Source organism: Catellatospora sp. KI3, from assembly GCF_029948125.1.
Taxonomy (GTDB): Bacteria; Actinomycetota; Actinomycetes; order Mycobacteriales; family Micromonosporaceae; genus Catellatospora.
Map to the genome: position 1 here is coordinate 49873 of NZ_JASAMB010000001.1, position 15979 is coordinate 65851.

Sequence of the window (15979 nt, forward strand, 5' to 3'; positions counted from 1 at the left end):
TCAGTCGACTTCGCAGCCTTTTTCGTCACGCGGTCACGCTAGGCGCTGGGTCCGACAAAGCGATACGGGCACGCCGCGCCTGTGGACAAGCGCACGGGACTGGAGATTAGCCGAACACTTGTACGAGCGCCATCCTGCCACGCCGTAGTCGTGCCCACACCCGCGTCAGCGAAGTCGGGCAGGCACCCGATCGGAGTACTGCTCGCAGACGGCGCGCCAGACCACGTGCACTTCCTCACCCTCGGCCAGCGCGGTGTCGATGGTGCGCCCGCCGAGCCTGGCAAGCACCTGGTCCTTGGCCACGCTGGTCGCGTAAACCGGGCCGAACACCTCACGCAGGCGTTCCCAGAAGTCCGTCCGTCGCATCCGGCCAGTCTGCCACTACCGGCCGATCTCCGCCCGTCCCCACCTGCATGATCACCCCGCACCGCGGTTCCTGCAGTTTCGGGGAAAGTGCACGAATCCCGCCCAAGATTCCTGCACTTTCCCCGAAACTGCCCGCCCCGCCCCGCCCCGCTCCGCGCGCCCCGCGCGGCGGGGCGCGGCGGCGCGGTGCGGGGGGCGCGGGTCAGGGGGTGGCAGGGGTGGGGGTGAGGGCGGCGAGGGTTGAGGGGCGCAGGGCCAGGGCGATCAGCGGGAGCGTCGCCAGCACCGCCAGCAGGGCCAGCACGCGGTATCCGGACAGCTCGACGATCACCCCCGACACCGCCCCGGACCCCGCCGCCGCCAAGCCCATGACCAGGTCGGACACGCCCTGCGCGCGGGCTTTCACCGCGACCGGCACCGATTCGGCGAACAGGGTCGACCCGCCGACCATCGTCCCGGACCAGCCGAGCCCGAGCAGCACCAGCGCCACGGTGATCAGGTCGGTGCGGTCCCCCGCCGAGGCCGCCGTGATGCCGGCCGCGATCAGCAGCGCGACGCCGCCGAGGATCACCCGCAGCCGGCCGAGCCGGTCGGTGAGCCAGCCGACGACCGGCGCCAGCGCGTACATGCCGGCGATGTGGGCGCTGAGCACGAGGCCGACCAGGCGCAGCGTGTCGGGGCCGGAGTGGGTCGCGCCGATGTGCACCGGTGTCATGGACATCACGCCGACCATGACCAGGTGCCCGAGCGCCATGGAGGCCATGCCGAGCCGCGCGGCGGGCGAGGCGAGCACCGCCCGCATCACGTCCGCGAACCGCGGCCGCCCGCCCGCCGAGCCGCCGGACGCCACCGGCTCCAGGCTGCTATTCCGGGGAACCTGCTCGAATTCCGTCCCCGATTCCTGCACTTTCCCCGAAACTGCACCCTCGCCGCCGGGCGCGAGGCGGCCGGGCGCGGGCGTCGTGGACGCGAGGCGGGTGGACAGGAGGAGGGGGTCGGGGCGCAGGAGGAGGGTGAGCAGGGTGGCGGCGAGTACGAAGGACAGGGCGCAGAAGGCGAACGGCCCTGCCAGCAGCGGTATGCCGTACGGCTCCAGCAGGCGGCCGAGCGGCGCGGCGAGGTTGGGCCCGGCCAGTGAGCCGAGCGTGGTGGACCAGACCACCAGCGACAGCTGCCGCCCGCGCCGGTGCGGTTCGGCCAGGTCGGCGGCGGCGTAGCGGGACTGGAGCTTGGCCGCGCTGCCCGCCCCGAACAGGAAGAACCCGACGAACAGCAGCGGTGCCGAGTGCAGCAGCACGGAGCCGAGCACGCCGGCCGCGCCGAGGGTGCCGACGAGGTAGCACGCGGCGATGCCGGGGCGGCGGCCGTACCGGCTCATCAGGCTCGTGGCCGGGATCGCCCACAGCGCGCCGCCCACCACGGACGCGCTCTGGGCCAGGCCGGACAGCGCCGCGGTGCCGGTGATGTCCTGGGCGAGCAGCGCGCCGATGGAGATGCCCATCGCGGTGCCGAGCCCGCTGATGATCTCCGCGCCCATCAGCACCCGGACGGTGCGGGCCTGGACGGGGGCGTAGTCGGCCAGGGTGGCGCTCACGAAGGCTCCCGGAGGGGTCGGGGGTAAGGGGTGGTGCCGCTTTCTCTACCTTGCCTCATGGTGCCGGTCGGCACCGGCCCCGGGCTAGTCGAAGACGATTCGGGTATCGTCTTGGCCGCAGCAGGAAAACGCATGCCACCTGGGGTCCCTCCACGGCACACGCACGTGGTGCGGGCCGTGACCCCGGCGGCGCGCACAACTGAACCGACCGGATTGCCTCGGACGTCCGGTCAGATCTTGATCCCTGAGGCAACGTCGCTCCCGACCAGCACGTCCAGTGCGCAAAGGGCAGCGTCGCTGCCCCGCAAGAGCCACTGGGCGACGCCGCGCGCCACCCAGCCGATCGGGGAAGGACAACCCGTGACCATCACCCCCGTCACGCCGCGCGCGATGACTGCCGAACAGCGTGAGCAGTTCGAGCGCGACGGCTATCTGATCATCCGCAACGTGCTCACGCCCGACGAGGTCGCGCACTACGCCGCCGCCGTCGACCGGGTGTACGCCGAGCACGAGGCGGTCGGCAAGCTGGGTGCGGACGCGTCGCTGCACAAGCTGAGCGCGGTCGCCAGCTGCCCCGAGCTCAACGGCCTGGTCGACCACCCGGCGGTGTTCCCGCTGGTCTGGTCGATGATCGGCTGGAACGTGCACGTCTACCACTCGCACCTGGACGTGCACCCGCCGATCCGCCAGCCCAAGCCGTACCGGTTCGAGTGGCACCAGGACGGCGGCCGCCAGAACGGCGAGCTGGAGACCGACCCGCGCCCGCGCCTGTCGGTGAAGCTGGCGTTCTGGCTGTCGGACGTGTCCGAGCCGGGCCGCGGCAACTTCAAGGTCGTGCCGGGCAGCCACAAGATGAACCGCATCGACGGCCCGCCGAGCCGCGACATCGAGTGGCCCGACCCCGCCGGCGCCATCGAGGTGTGCGTGCACCCCGGCGACGCGGTCTTCTTCGACCGCCGCATCTGGCACGCGCGCTCGAACAACTTCTCGGAGATCACCCGCAAGGCGGTCTTCTTCGGGTACACGTTCCGCTGGATCGCCACCCGCGACCAGAAGCCCGCCCCGCAGGACGTGGCCCGGCTCAGCCCGGTGCAGCGCCAGCTGGTCGGCGCGCTCGAGGGCCGCATCGACGACCCGGTGGACGGCGGCGACCACGCGTGGGGCTACTTCCCCGACGAGGTTCCGCTCTACACCGAGCTGAAGGAGCAGGGTCAGCTCGACTCCTCCTTCCCCTGGCTGCGTCGCTGACGGAGCGCCCGCGCGAGAGGCCGTCCCCGGTTGCGGGGGCGGCCTCTCGCCGTACGGGGCCGGTTTGGCGAGCCTGGCTAGGCTCGGGCGCATGGACATGACCTGCCCCAAATGCCATGCCCCGATGCGGCAGTACGAGCGCAACAGCGTGACCATCGACCAGTGCACCGAGTGCCGGGGCATCTTCCTCGACCGCGGTGAGCTGGAGCGCCTGGTCGACGCGGAGAACGCCTGGCACGGCGCGCGCGCCCAGCAGCACGCCCAGCCGCAGCACGGCCAGCCCGGCCAGTACCCGCCGCCCGCCCCGGGCCACGCCCAGCCGGGCTACCCGCAGCAGCACGGCTACGGGCAGCCGCAGCAGCACGGGTACGGGCAGCCGCAGCAGCACGGGTACGGGCAGCCGCAGCACGGGCAGCACGGATGGCGCGACTACGACTCCGACGAGTACCCGAAGTACGGCCACGGGCAGCACGGCCACCACAAGAAGCACAAGAAGGAGAGCTTCCTGGAGGAGCTGTTCGACTGATCAGCGCGTGATCGGGGCGGGGCCGCCGGCCAGCGCGGCCGCGACCGCGGCGGCCAGCGGCTCCACCTCGTCCAGCCCGAGGGTCGCCGCGGTCAGCCGGATGCCGGGGCCGGTGGCGGTGCGGTAGACGTGGCCGGGGGTGACCGCGTATCCGGCGTCGCGCAGCGACGCGACCGCGCGGGTCTCGTCGGGCACCGGCACCCACACGTTGATCCCGGTGCGCCCGCTCGCCGCGACACCGTGCCGGGCCAGGGCGGTGACCAGGGCGGACCGGCGCTGGTCGTACGCCCGGCCGGCAGCCTCGATCCCGGCGCCGATCCCCGGATCGCGCCACAGCCGCAGCAGGGTGCGCTGCAGCACGGTCGAGACCCAGCCCGCGCCCAGCCGCAGCCGGCCCTCGACCCGCGACACCGTCTCGGCGTCCCCGGCCAGCACCGCGCAGCGCAGGTCCGGCCCGTACGGCTTGGCCGCGCTGCGCAGGAACGCCCAGGTCGCGCCGCCGCCGACCGGGTGCAGCGGCACATCGGCCAGCTCCCCGGCGTGGTCGTCCTCGATCACGAACACGTCGCGCAGCAGCGGCCGCAGCTCAGCGGCCCGGTCCGCGCTCACCGCGCCGCCGGTGGGGTTCTGCGCCCGCGCGGTGACGACCGCGGCCCGCGCCCCGGCGGCCAGCGCGGCGCGCACCCCGGCGACCGTCGGTCCCTGGTCGTCCACCGGCATCGACACCGGCACCAGGCCCTGGGCCGCGACGAGGTCGAGCAGCGCGGCCCAGCCCGGATCCTCGACCGCCACCCGGTCGCCGGGCCGCAGCCTGGCCGCGAGCAGCCGGTCCAGGCCGTCGAGCGCGCCCGAGACCAGGGTGTACGACGCGTCGCCGGGCAGTTCCGGCAGCCGCTGCCGGGCCAGTGCCAGCAGCTCGGGCAGCGGCTCGCCCTCGGCGTAGCCGACGGCGCCGTCGCGGGCGGCCAGCTCGTCGGCGACCTCCCGCAGGATCGGGCCGAGGTTGGGCAGCAGCCTCGGGTCGGGATCGCCCGCAGCCAGGTCGCGCAGGCCGGACGGCACCGGCATCGAGGCCCGCGCCGCGCGGGTGGCCGCGATCGGGGTGACCGCCCGCACCCGCGTGCCGTGGCGGCCCGCGGTGACCACGATGCCCCGGTCGCGCAGCCGCTGGTACGCCGCCGCGACGGTGGCCGGGCTCACCGCCAGCTCTGCGGCCAGGGCCCGCACGCTGGGCAGCGCCGCACCGGGGGCGAGCGCCCCGTGGCGCACCCCCGCCTCGACCGAGTCGCTGATCGCGATTGCCGAGTTCCCAGTGATCAGATATTGTGCTGTCACAAAACAGAGAATGTACTAGTACGAACCTCGAACCGCAAGGAGCCGGGCCGTGACCGAGTACCCGCAGACCGAGCGCACCACCGCCCTGCGGATGCGCGAGCGCATGTCGTACGACCGGGAGGCCGCGCACGCCATCCTCGACGAGGGCTGGCACTGCTCGCTGGCGTTCGTCCGGGACGGGCTGCCGCAGGTGCTGCCCACTTTGCACGTCCGCCTCGACGACACGCTCTACCTGCACGGCTCGACCGGCGGCCGGATGGGCCTGGAGGCGCGGGGCGGCGGCCTGCCGGTGGCCGTCACCGTCACCCACCTCGACGGCCTGGTGCTGGCCCGCTCGCAGTTCCACCACAGCGCCAACTACCGCTCGGTGATCGCCCACGGCACCGCCACCCTGGTCACCGACCCGCAGGAGAAGCTGCGGGTGCTCACCGCGCTGACCGAGAAGGTCGCCGCCGGACGCGCCGCGCAGACCCGCGGCCCCAACGACCGCGAGCTGGCCCAGACCGCCGTGCTGGCGCTGCCCCTGGCCGAGGTCTCGGTGCGCAGCCGCACCGGCACCGCCGGGGACGACGACGAGGACCTCGACCTGCCGTACTGGGCCGGGGTGGTGCCGCTGCGCCTGGCCGCCGGCCTGCCCGACCCGGCTCCCGGCGTGCGCGTGCCGGTCCCCGACCACCTGCGGCCCGCCGCCTCGCCCTGGCTCACCCCCACCCCGCTGCGCGGCACCCACGTGCACCTGGAGCCGCTCGACCTGGCCCACACCGACGGGCTGTTCGCCGCGCTCGGCGGCGACGAGCAGGTCTGGGAGCACCTGCCCAGCCACTGCCCGCAGACCCGCGAGCAGATGGAGACCGTCGTCCGCGCCATCCTGGCCGAGTACGCGGCCGGCCGCCGCGTGCCGTACGTGCAGCGCGACGCGGTCACCGGCGAGATCCTCGGCACCACCTCCCTCTACCCGGAGGAGCGGGTGCGGGCGCTGGAGATCGGCGGCACCATCGTGGCCCGGCCGCGCTGGCGTACGGCGGTCAACACCGAGGCCAAGCTGCTGCTGCTCACACACGCCTTCGAGGTGCTCGGGACGCGGCGGGTCACCTGGCAGACCGACGTACGCAACCTGCGCTCCCGGGCGGCGATCGAGCGGCTCGGCGCGGTGCCCGAGGGCGTCCTGCGCGGCAACCGCAACCGCAAGGACGGCTCGGCCCGCGACTCGGCGCTGTACAGCATGCTCGCCGATGAGTGGCCGGCCGCACAAAAGCAGCTGACCAGCCGACTTCTGCACGGGGTCGCGGCACGGTAAGGATTAGACATGCTCGGCGTCACTGACATCTGGACCTACGTCCTCGGCACCGTCGCCATCGTGCTCCTGCCCGGACCCAACTCGCTGTATGTGCTCTCCACCGCCGCCTCCCGCGGCGTACGGCAGGGCTACCGGGCCGCCTTCGGCGTGTTCGCCGGGGACAGCGTGCTCATGTTCGCCTCGGCGGCGGGCGTGGCGTCGCTGCTGCGCACGTACCCGCCGGTCTTCCTGGTGATCAAGTACGCCGGTGCGGCGTACCTGGGGTATCTCGGGGTGCGGATGGTGGCCTCGGCGGTGAGCCGGTGGCGCTCGCGCGGCGTACCCGCCGAGACCGTCGCCGACACCGAGCCGGACACGACGAACCCGTTCCGCAAGGCGTTCACGATCAGTCTGATGAACCCGAAGGCGATCCTGTTCTTCGTCTCGTTCTTCATCCAGTTCGTCGACCCCGGGTACGCCTACCCCGCCGTCACGTTCCTGCTGCTGGCGACCATCGCGCAGCTGTTCAGCGCGGCGTACCTGAGCGTGCTGATCTTCAGCGGGAACCGGCTGGCCCAGGCGTTCCGCCGCCGTCGGCGGCTGGCCGCCGCCGGCAGCACCACCATCGGCGCCCTGTTCCTCGGCTTCGGCCTGAAACTGGCCACCGCCTCCCTCAACTGACCACCGCCGCCGACCCGCCCAGCCCCCGTCGACCCGCCTCACGCGGCGCCGCACGCGGCGGCACCCTTACATAAACAGTGGCCTATCTAGAGGACGAATCTCGAAATTCCGTCTTCTAGATAGGCCACCGTCGAAGTCAAACGCGGGGGTCGGTCGTGCAGTTTCGGGGAAAGTGCTGGAATCTTGGGCCCCTTTCGTGCAGTTTCCCCGAAACTGCACGACCCCGCCCCGCCCCGCACGAGCCCCGCACGAGCCCGCCCGGCCAGGGCGGCGTCGCTCGGCGGGCCGGGTTCAGCTCAGTGCCGGTTCCGGGATCAGCAGGTCCAGGCGGCCCAGGTCGCGGATGATGTCGTTGACGACCCACACGTCCACATGGGCCGGTCGGGCGTGCCGGGCGTCGCGCCCGCGCATCACCACGTAGTGCACTGCCGCCCGCACCCGGGCGCGGTCCACCGCGCTGGCGCGTACCGTCTCGCGGATCAGCTGGCGCAGGTGCGCCGCGATGCGCTCGAAGAGGGCGATCTCGTGGCTGGACTGGGGCTCTCCGGCCTGCAGCCGGGCCAGGTGACCGTCGAGCTGCCGCAGCAGCACGTCCGATTCGTGGCGGAAGCTCCGTCGCTCAACCATTGCGTCCTACCTCTCGCGACGTATTCGTTGCGCTACTTACCGTGAGCAAGACGGTACGTGATTCGGACTACTCCGGGCAACCCCGGCAAGCCCTCTGTCCCACTCGACAGGAGCTACCCGTTAGAACCTAGCCGTACACCTGAATCTTCCATCGTCCGTTCGGCCGATGTCGGCGGTTGTCGTACCTGGCGGGCAGGATGGTCGGTGATGAAGCAGCAGCCCGGCGGCCCGGTGGGCGCCGCACTCGATCCGAACTTCGGCCCCGCGACGCGGGCCTGGTTCGACGCGGCCTTCGCGGCGCCGACCGCTGCCCAGGCGGGCGCCTGGCGCTCGATCAGTGCCGGAGATCACACCCTGGTGGTGGCTCCGACCGGCTCCGGCAAGACCCTGGCCGCGTTCCTCTGGGCGCTCGACCGGCTGGCGCACGAGACGGTGCCCGAGGATCCGGCCAAGCGCTGCCGGGTGCTGTACATCAGCCCGCTGAAGGCCCTGGCCGTGGACGTGGAGCGCAACCTGCGCACGCCGCTGACCGGCATCAGGCACGCCGCCGACCGGCTGGGGCTGGCCGAGCCGGAGATCACGGTCGGCATGCGTACCGGCGACACGCCCGCCGAGGAGCGCCGCGCCTTCGCCCGGCGCCCGCCGGACATCCTGATCACCACGCCGGAGTCGCTGTTCCTGCTGCTCACCTCCGCCGCCCGGGAGTCGCTGCGCGGCATCGAGACAGTGATCATCGACGAGGTGCACGCGGTCACCGGGACGAAGCGGGGCGCGCATCTGGCCCTGTCGCTGGAGCGGCTGGACGCGCTGCTGCCCCGGCCCGCGCAGCGCATCGGGCTGTCGGCGACCGTGGAGCCGGTCGAGTCGGCGGCCCGGTTCCTGGGCGGGGCCGCGCCGGTGCACGTGGTGCAGCCGCGCACCGAGAAGACGATCGAGGTCACCGTCGAGGTGCCGGTCGAGGACATGACCGCGCTGGACGAGGGCGAGCCCGACGACGAGGGCCCGCGCCGGTCCTCGATCTGGCCCGCCGTCGAGGAGCGGGTGTTCGAGCTGATCCGGGCGCACCGCTCCACCATCGTCTTCACCAACTCGCGCCGCGGCGCGGAGCGCCTCTGCGCGCGGCTCAACGAGCTGGCGGCCGAGTCGGTGGTCCAGCCGGCCGCCCCGCCCGCGCAGATCATGGCCCAGTCCGGCACCGGGTACGGTGCCGCGCCGCTGCTCGCCCGCGCCCACCACGGATCGGTGTCCAAGGAGGAGCGCAAGCAGATCGAGGACGAGCTGAAGTCGGGCCGGCTGCCCGCGGTGGTCGCCACGTCCAGTCTGGAGCTGGGCATCGACATGGGCGCCGTCGACCTGGTGGTGCAGGTCGGCGCCCCGCCGAGCGTGGCGGCCGGGCTGCAGCGGGTGGGCCGGGCCGGGCACCAGGTCGGCGCGGTGTCGCGCGGCGTGGTGTTCCCGGTGCACCGCGGCGACCTGCTGTCCTGCGCCGTGGTGTCGCTGCGGATGGCGGCCGGGCGGCTGGAGCCGCTGGACTTCCCGCACAGCCCGCTGGACGTGCTGGCCCAGCACGTGGTGGCGATGACGGCGCTGGACGACTGGACCGTGGCCGACCTGGCCATGCTGGTGCGCCGGGCCGCGCCGTTCGCGGCGCTCCCCGAATCGGCGCTGCACGCGGTGCTGGACATGCTCGCCGGGCGCTACCCGTCGACGGCCTTCGCCGAGCTGCGCCCGCGCATCGTCTGGGACCGGGCCGCCGACCGGCTCACCGGCCGCCCCGGCAACCAGCGCCTGGCCGTCACCTCCGGCGGCACCATCCCCGACCGGGGCCTGTTCGGCGTGTTCCTGGCCGGCTCGGAGAAGGCCAGCCGGGTCGGCGAGCTGGACGAGGAGATGGTGTACGAGTCGCGCGTCGGCGACGTCTTCGCGCTGGGCACGAGTTCGTGGCGGATCGAGGACATCACGCCCGACCGGGTGCTGGTCTCCCCCGCCCCGGGCCAGCCCGCCCGGCTGCCGTTCTGGAAGGGCGACCAGGCCGGGCGCCCGGTGGCGCTGGGCCGCGCGCTCGGGGCGTACCTGCGCAAGCAGTCCGAGTCAGACGTCCTCGACCCGGCCGCGCGGCGCAACCTCGCGGCGTACCTGGACGAGCAGCGGCAGGCGACGCGGCACCTGCCGGACGACCGGACGGTGCTGGTCGAGCGGTTCCGCGACGAGCTCGGCGACTGGCGGATCGTGCTGCACTGCGTCCTCGGCGCCCCGGTCAACGCCCCGTGGGCCCTGGCGATCGGCCAGCGCCTGCGCGAGCGGTACGGCGTGGACGCGCAGGTGCACGCGGCCGACGACGGCATCGTGATCCGGCTGCCGGAGACGGCCGAGGAGCCGCCCGGCGCGGACGCCTTCGCCTTCGACCCGGACGAGATCGAGCCGATGGTCGCCGACGCGGTCGGCACGTCGGCGCTGTTCGCGTCGCGGTTCCGCGAGTGCGCCGCCCGGTCGCTGCTGCTGCCGCGCCGCGATCCGGGCCGCCGGCAGCCGCTGTGGCAGCAGCGGCAGCGGGCCGCGCAGCTGCTGGACGTGGCTCGGGAGTATCCGGACTTCCCGGTGACGCTGGAGGCGGCGCGCGAGTGCCTGCGCGACGTGTTCGACCTGCCCTCGCTGACGGGGCTGATGCGCGAGATCGCCGGGCGGAAGATCCGCATGGTCGAGGTGGCCACCCCGCAGCCGTCACCGTTCGCCCGCTCGCTGCTGTTCGGCTACGTCGGCGCCTTCCTGTACGGCGAGGACGCGCCACTGGCCGAGCGCCGCGCCGCCGCGCTGGCCCTGGACCCGACGCTGCTCAGCGAGCTGCTGGGCCGCGTCGAGCTGCGCGAGCTGCTGGACCCGGCCGTCATCGAGGCGACCGCCGCGCACCTGCGCTGGGCCGACCGGCGCGTGCGCGACGCCGAGGACACCGTCGAGATGCTGCGCCGCCTGGGCGACCTGAGCCTGGACGAGCTGGTCGAGCGCGGCGTGGATCCGGACTGGCTGACCGGGCTGGCCCGCGCGGTGCGGGTGCTGGCGGTCCGGGTGGCCGGGCAGGAGCGCTGGATCGTCGCCGAGGACGCCGGGCGCTACCGTGACGCGCTCGGGGTGGCGCTGCCGCCGGGGCTGCCCGCGGCGTACACCGCGCAGGTCGCCGATCCGCTGCCGGACCTGATCGGACGGTTCGCCCGCACCAGCGGGCCGTTCCGCGCCGACGACTGCGCGCGCCGGTTCGGGCTGGGCGTGGCGGTGGTCGAGCACACGCTGCGCCGCCTGTCCGCCTCCGGCCGCGTCGTGTCCGGGGAGTTCACCGCCGCCTCCGACGGCGGGTTCGTGGAGTGGTGCGACGCGGAGGTGCTGCGTACGCTGCGGCGCCGCAGCCTGGCCGCGCTACGCAAGGAGATCGAGCCGGTCCCGCCCGCGGTCCTGGGACGGTTCCTGCCGGTATGGCAGCAGATCGGTCGCCGGTCCACCGGCATCGACGCCGTCGCCGCCGCGATCGACCAGATCCAGGGTGTGCCCGTCCCCGCCTCGGCGCTGGAGCGCCTGGTGCTGCCGCAGCGGGTCAGCGACTACACCCCGGCCTACCTCGACGAGCTGTGCGCGACCGGCGAGGTGGTCTGGGCGGGCGCGGGTGCCATCGGCGGTGGCGACGGCTGGGTCACGCTGGCCTTCGCCGACGCGGCGCCGCTGCTGCTCCCGCCACCGCTGGACATCGCCCGCACCGAGCTGCACGAGTCGGTGCTGGCCGCGCTCGGCGAGGGCGCCCTGTTCTTCCGGCAGCTGGCCGACCGGGTCGACGGCGCCGACCCGGACGAGCTGCTCCCGGCCCTGTGGGACCTGGTCTGGGCGGGGCTGGTCGGCAACGACACCCTGGCCCCGGTGCGGGCCCTGGTCGGCGGCGGCCACGGCGCGCACCGGGCGAAACCGGCGCCCGCACGGGCCCGCTACCGGCGGCCGAGCCTCACCGGCGGCCGGTCGCCGGCCTCGACCCGCGCGACGTCGCCCACCGCCGCCGGACGCTGGCACGCGCTGCCCGCGCGCGAGACCGACGCCACCGCCTGCGCGGCCGCGCTGGCCGACGTGCTGCTGGAGCGGCACGGGGTGGTGACCCGGGGCGCGGTCGCCGCCGAGGGGCGTCCGGGCGGCTTCGCGGCGGTGTACCCGGTGCTGGCGGCGCTGGAGGAGCGCGGCGCGGCCCGGCGCGGGTACTTCGTGGAGGGGCTGGGGGCGGCGCAGTTCGCGCTGCCGGGGGCGGTGGACCGGCTGCGGTCGTACACGGAGGAGGAGAGCTCGCGGGCCCTGGTGCTGGCCTCGACCGACCCGGCCAACCCCTACGGCGCCGCGCTGCCCTGGCCCGCCGCGGGCGAGGGCCACCGGCCCGGCCGCAAGGCCGGGGCGCTGGTCGTCCTCGTCTCCGGCGAGCTCGTCCTGTACGTCGAACGCGGCGGCCGCACCCTGCTCACCTTCGGCGGCGACGACACCGCCCGCGGCCTGGCCGCCACCGCCCTGGCCGAGGCGGTCGGGGCGGGTGCGCTGGGCCCGCTCACGGTGGAGCGCGCCGACGGCGAGTCGATCACCGACAGCCCGCTCGGGGCGGCCCTGGAGGCGGCCGGATTCCGGATGACGCCCCGCGGCCTCCGCATGCGCGGCTGACTCCGGCAACCGACGACTCAGGGAACAATCCGGGGAACAACGGTCGGATTACGGCTGGCGGGCCGGGTGGCACGGTGGCATGCTGCGGTTCATGACCAGCGCAACACCCGCCCGCCGGGACACCTATGTGGACTTCCTCCGGGCGTTGAGCCTGATCGTGGTCGTGGTGTGGCACTGGGCCTTCACCATCCTCGACTGGCGCGCGGACGGCCCGCACGCCACCAGCCCGCTCGGCTTCACCCGGGGGCTGTGGCTGGCCACGTGGCTGTTCCAGGTCATGCCGCTGTTCTTCTTCATCGGCGGCTACGTGCACCTGCGCAGCTGGGAACGGGCCCAGGTCCGCGGCGTCACCATGGGCTCCTTCGTGTGGCGGCGGGTGCGGCAGCTCACCATCCCGGCCGGGATCGTGCTGCTGGTATGGATCGCGCTCGGCTCCCTCATCGGCACGTACTTCAACCTCACCGGCGTCGGCCGGGCGGTGAAACTCGTGGTCAGCCCGCTGTGGTTCCTGGCGGTGTACCTGATGCTGATCGCGCTGCTGCCGATCGGCCTGTGGCTGCACCGCAAGGCGGGCCTGCTCGCCCTGGTCTGGCTGGCCGGGGCGGCGATGGTCGTGGACGTGCTGCGCTTCGACCGGGGCTGGGAGGACATCGGCTGGCTCAACATGGTGCTGGTCTGGGGCCTGTGCCACCAGGCGGGATTCTTCTACCAGAACGTGGTCGACTCGCCCCGCCGCAACGACTGGGCCCTGCTGTGGCTGGGCCTGTTCGGCCTCACCGGCCTGGTCGGCTCCGGCCTGTACCCGGGCTCGATGGTCGGCGTGCCCGGTGAGCGCTTCTCGAACATGGCCCCGCCGACCTTCGTCATCGTGGCCCTGCTCATCTTCCAGATCGGAGTCGTCGAACTCCTGCGCCCCCGCATGCAGATCCTGCTGCGGCGCCCCCGCTGGAAGCGCGCCAACGAGCTGATCAACGAATTCTCGCTGCCGCTGTACCTGGTGCACACCACCGGGATGGCGCTGTTCCTGTTCCTGACCTGGCTGCTGTTCCAGTTCGACATGGACAAGCCGGCCGATGTGGACGCGGGCTGGTGGCTGACCCGGCCGCTGGCCATCATCGGCCCACTGATCTGCACCGTGCCGGTGCTGCTGCTCTTCCGCCGCCTGCAGCGCCGCCGCCCGAAGCCATCGACGCAGGTCACCGTGCCAGCGCAGGGCGGACCGGCCTCGATCGACACTCCGCAGGAGCTCGGCACGCCCGGAAAGCCGTGACAGCGCCGCTAAATTGATGCGTATGGCCGGATACGACTGGATCTCGTTCACCACCGACTACGGGCTGTCGGACGGGTTCGTGGCGTCCTGCCACGGCATGATCGCCCGCACCGCGCCGCAGCTGCGCGTCATCGACGTCAGCCACCAGATCCCACCGGGCGACATCACCCGGGGCGCGGCCGTGCTCGCCCAGACCGTGCCCTACCTGCCTCCGTCGGTGCACCTGGCCGTCGTCGACCCCGGCGTCGGCACGGTGCGCCGCGCCGTCGTGCTGCAGACCCCGAACGGGCTGCTCGTCGGCCCTGACAACGGGCTGCTCGTCTGGGCCGCGCAGGCCCTGGGCGGCATCGAGCGGGCGGTCGAACTGTCCAGCACCGACTGGTTCGCCCCCACCGTCTCGCGCACCTTCCACGGCCGCGACGTGTTCGCCCCCGCCACCGCGCGGCTCGCGCTCGGCGCGGACCTGGGCGAGGCCGGGCCCGACCTGGCCGCCGACAGCCTGGTGCGGCTGCCCGATCCGGTGGTCGCGCTGGGCGACGGCTGGCTGGAGGCGGAGGTGCTGACCGTGGACCGGTTCGGCAACGTGCAGCTCGCGGCGCCCGGCGAGGCGTTGGCGGCGCTGCCGGACCGGCTGACCGTGGGCGGCTGCCGCGCCGTCCGCGGCACCACCTTCGCCGACGTACCCTCCGGCGGCCTGGTCGTCTTCTCCGACTCCGCCCACCGCGTCGCCATCGCCGTCAACGGCGGCCGCGCAGCCGTGATGCTCGCGGTGAACCCAGGCGACATCGTCCGCATCTCCTGACGCCGCGCCGTCGTCAGGCGACAGTTTCGGGGAAACTGCGCGAATCTCGGCCCGGATTCCGGCACCTTCCCCGAAAGTGCTGCTCCGCCGGGTCGCGCGGCGACGCGTCGGGCGGGTGGCGATCGTTCAAGTTGCCGGGCAATCGGGGGAAAGAGGGCCCAAGATACGCCCGATTGCCCGGCAACTCCGGACCATGATCGTGAAAGGTCGGAGGGCGGGATCGGTCGGTGGGGGAAGGGGGCGCCCGGCCGCAGGTGGGCCGGGCGGTGGGCAGGGTCGGGCCAGTGAAGGTGCCCGGCCCAGGTCAGACGCCTACGACCTCGCGGCCGCGGGTGCTGCCGGGGTTGGTGGGTCGGGTGTTGCGGGTCGTCCGCAGCGTGGTCCGCAGCGGGTTTTCGCGGCGTACCGTGACCGAGACCTGGCCATCGGTGGCCACCTCGGTACGCGGTCGAGCCGAGATCGGCTCCAACGGCTTGTCCTGACCACCGCGCGGCAGCGGGGGCGTGAGCACGCCCTCGACCTGCTCGGCGACGGCCATGGTGTCACTGACCTCGCGCAGCACCTCGGACAGCCGAGCACCGAGCGCGTCGCAGATCGACGTCAGCAGCTCGCTGGACGCCTCCTTCTGACCACGCTCGATCTCCGAGAGGTAACCGAGGCTGACGTTGGCAGCCGTGGAGACCTCGCGCAGGGTTCGATGCTGTCCCTGCCGACGGGCACGGAGGGCATCACCGATCACTCGACGCAAAAGCACCATGTCGCACCCCCTGCTCTCGTTCCCCGTTACCAACAGCTGATATGCCGTCAGCCGCCGGTTGTCACCGACGGCTGAGATGAACCGTACTCTCTCCGTGCCAGATCGACACCCCGCCCCGCCGATGCGGGTGCCCGACTCTTCCAGCGCCTCCCGCCATAGTGGCACAGATCACCGGGGCCCGCGCCACCCTTTCCGAACCGCGGAATCAGGCCGTCGCCCGCCACAGGAGATCGAGTGCGGCATCGACGCTGGTCGCTCGCACGGCGGCCCGGTCGCCGCGCACGGACAACTCGACGACATCGGTCGACCCGCCCGGCCCGGCGAGGCCCACGAACACCGTTCCGGCCGGAATGCCGTCCTGCGGACCGGGTCCGGCGACCCCGGTGGTCGACAGACCCCAGTCGGCGCCGCAGCGCTCGCGCGCGCCCCGGGCCAGGGCCACCGCCACGTCGGCGTCCACCGGACCGCGCTCGGCCAGCAGGGACTCGTCGACCCCGGCCAGGGCGTGCTTGAGGTCGGTGGCGTAGACGACCAGCCCGCCGCGCAGCACCCGGCTCACGCCCGGCACCGTCACCAGCGTCGCGGTCAGCAGCCCGCCGGTGAGCGACTCCGCCGCCGCCACCGTCTCACCCCGCTCGGCCAGCCGCGCCACCAGCTCATCCACCCGGCCGGCACCGGTGGCGACGGTGTGCAGGCGACGGCGGTCGAGCTCCGTCATCGCCGCGTCGTCGTCGATGCCGTCGGTGCTCACGCGGCACCGCCGGCCGCCGGGAACCGGCCACCCGGTTCGGTGCCGGTCCAGGCCGCGACACGGTCGGACGGG

Annotated in this window: 13 protein-coding genes; 7 read left to right on the forward strand and 6 right to left on the reverse strand. The window is 73.6% G+C overall.

What is annotated here, in order from left to right; translation table 11 throughout:
- Nucleotides 1-165: 165 nt before the first annotated feature.
- Together QEZ54_RS00220 and QEZ54_RS00225 are read right to left on the reverse strand one after the other, a co-directional pair.
- Nucleotides 166-366, reverse strand: coding sequence for a DUF3046 domain-containing protein (locus tag QEZ54_RS00220; protein WP_281302375.1), 201 nt, complete (start codon nt 364-366; stop codon nt 166-168).
- A 202-nt stretch (nt 367-568) separates the two neighbouring features.
- Nucleotides 569-1960: an MFS transporter gene (locus QEZ54_RS00225; RefSeq protein WP_281302376.1), complete on the reverse strand. Its 1392-nt coding sequence runs from the start codon at nt 1958-1960 to the stop codon at nt 569-571.
- 360 nt (nt 1961-2320) lie between these two features.
- Here QEZ54_RS00225 and QEZ54_RS00230 point away from each other — a divergent pair, with 360 nt between their 5' ends.
- Together QEZ54_RS00230 and QEZ54_RS00235 are read left to right on the forward strand one after the other, a co-directional pair.
- Nucleotides 2321-3208: a phytanoyl-CoA dioxygenase family protein gene (locus QEZ54_RS00230; RefSeq protein ID WP_281302377.1), complete on the forward strand. Its 888-nt coding sequence runs from the start codon at nt 2321-2323 to the stop codon at nt 3206-3208.
- Between the two features lie 91 nt (nt 3209-3299).
- Nucleotides 3300-3734, forward strand: a complete 435-nt coding sequence (locus tag QEZ54_RS00235; protein ID WP_281302378.1) for a zf-TFIIB domain-containing protein — start codon at nt 3300-3302, stop codon at nt 3732-3734.
- Here the strand turns inward: QEZ54_RS00235 and QEZ54_RS00240 are convergent, their stop codons facing one another.
- Nucleotides 3735-5069, reverse strand: a complete 1335-nt coding sequence (locus QEZ54_RS00240; RefSeq protein ID WP_281302379.1) for an aminotransferase class I/II-fold pyridoxal phosphate-dependent enzyme — start codon at nt 5067-5069, stop codon at nt 3735-3737.
- A gap of 49 nt (nt 5070-5118) precedes the next feature.
- Here QEZ54_RS00240 and QEZ54_RS00245 point away from each other — a divergent pair, with 49 nt between their 5' ends.
- Nucleotides 5119-6366, forward strand: a complete 1248-nt coding sequence (locus QEZ54_RS00245; RefSeq protein WP_281302380.1) for a bifunctional pyridoxamine 5'-phosphate oxidase family protein/GNAT family N-acetyltransferase — start codon at nt 5119-5121, stop codon at nt 6364-6366.
- 9 nt (nt 6367-6375) lie between these two features.
- Complete coding sequence (gene leuE / locus QEZ54_RS00250; RefSeq protein WP_281302381.1) at nt 6376-7026, forward strand: leucine efflux protein LeuE; 651 nt, start codon at nt 6376-6378, stop codon at nt 7024-7026.
- Nucleotides 7027-7317: 291 nt separating this feature from the next.
- Here leuE and QEZ54_RS00255 read toward each other — a convergent pair whose 3' ends face one another.
- Nucleotides 7318-7653 carry a hypothetical protein gene (locus QEZ54_RS00255; protein ID WP_281302382.1) on the reverse strand — a complete coding sequence of 112 codons (336 nt, stop codon included), beginning with the start codon at nt 7651-7653 and terminating at the stop codon, nt 7318-7320.
- Nucleotides 7654-7860: 207 nt separating this feature from the next.
- Here QEZ54_RS00255 and QEZ54_RS00260 point away from each other — a divergent pair, with 207 nt between their 5' ends.
- From QEZ54_RS00260 to QEZ54_RS00270, 3 genes are all read left to right on the forward strand, one after another.
- Entirely contained in the window at nt 7861-12327 is a 4467-nt protein-coding gene (locus QEZ54_RS00260) for an ATP-dependent helicase (protein ID WP_281302383.1), read from the forward strand.
- Between the two features lie 91 nt (nt 12328-12418).
- Entirely contained in the window at nt 12419-13597 is a 1179-nt protein-coding gene (locus tag QEZ54_RS00265) for an acyltransferase (protein WP_281302384.1), read from the forward strand.
- A gap of 22 nt (nt 13598-13619) precedes the next feature.
- Entirely contained in the window at nt 13620-14399 is a 780-nt protein-coding gene (locus QEZ54_RS00270; RefSeq protein WP_281302385.1) for an SAM-dependent chlorinase/fluorinase, read from the forward strand.
- Nucleotides 14400-14703: 304 nt separating this feature from the next.
- Here QEZ54_RS00270 and QEZ54_RS00275 read toward each other — a convergent pair whose 3' ends face one another.
- Complete coding sequence (locus QEZ54_RS00275) at nt 14704-15156, reverse strand: helix-turn-helix transcriptional regulator (protein ID WP_281302386.1); 453 nt, start codon at nt 15154-15156, stop codon at nt 14704-14706.
- Between the two features lie 205 nt (nt 15157-15361).
- Entirely contained in the window at nt 15362-15907 is a 546-nt protein-coding gene (locus QEZ54_RS00280) for a CinA family protein (RefSeq protein ID WP_281302387.1), read from the reverse strand.
- Nucleotides 15908-15979 lie beyond the last annotated feature (72 nt).

Bases quoted from the DNA above. Each gene is read 5' to 3' on its own strand.
- QEZ54_RS00220 (WP_281302375.1), bottom strand. From the start codon at position 366: ATGCGACGGACGGACTTCTGGGAACGCCTGCGTGAGGTGTTCGGCCCG.
- QEZ54_RS00235 (WP_281302378.1), top strand. From the start codon at position 3,300: ATGGACATGACCTGCCCCAAATGCCATGCCCCGATGCGGCAGTACGAG.
- leuE (WP_281302381.1), top strand. From the start codon at position 6,376: ATGCTCGGCGTCACTGACATCTGGACCTACGTCCTCGGCACCGTCGCC.
- QEZ54_RS00255 (WP_281302382.1), bottom strand. From the start codon at position 7,653: ATGGTTGAGCGACGGAGCTTCCGCCACGAATCGGACGTGCTGCTGCGG.
- QEZ54_RS00260 (WP_281302383.1), top strand. From the start codon at position 7,861: ATGAAGCAGCAGCCCGGCGGCCCGGTGGGCGCCGCACTCGATCCGAAC.
- QEZ54_RS00265 (WP_281302384.1), top strand. From the start codon at position 12,419: ATGACCAGCGCAACACCCGCCCGCCGGGACACCTATGTGGACTTCCTC.
- QEZ54_RS00270 (WP_281302385.1), top strand. From the start codon at position 13,620: ATGGCCGGATACGACTGGATCTCGTTCACCACCGACTACGGGCTGTCG.
- QEZ54_RS00275 (WP_281302386.1), bottom strand. From the start codon at position 15,156: ATGGTGCTTTTGCGTCGAGTGATCGGTGATGCCCTCCGTGCCCGTCGG.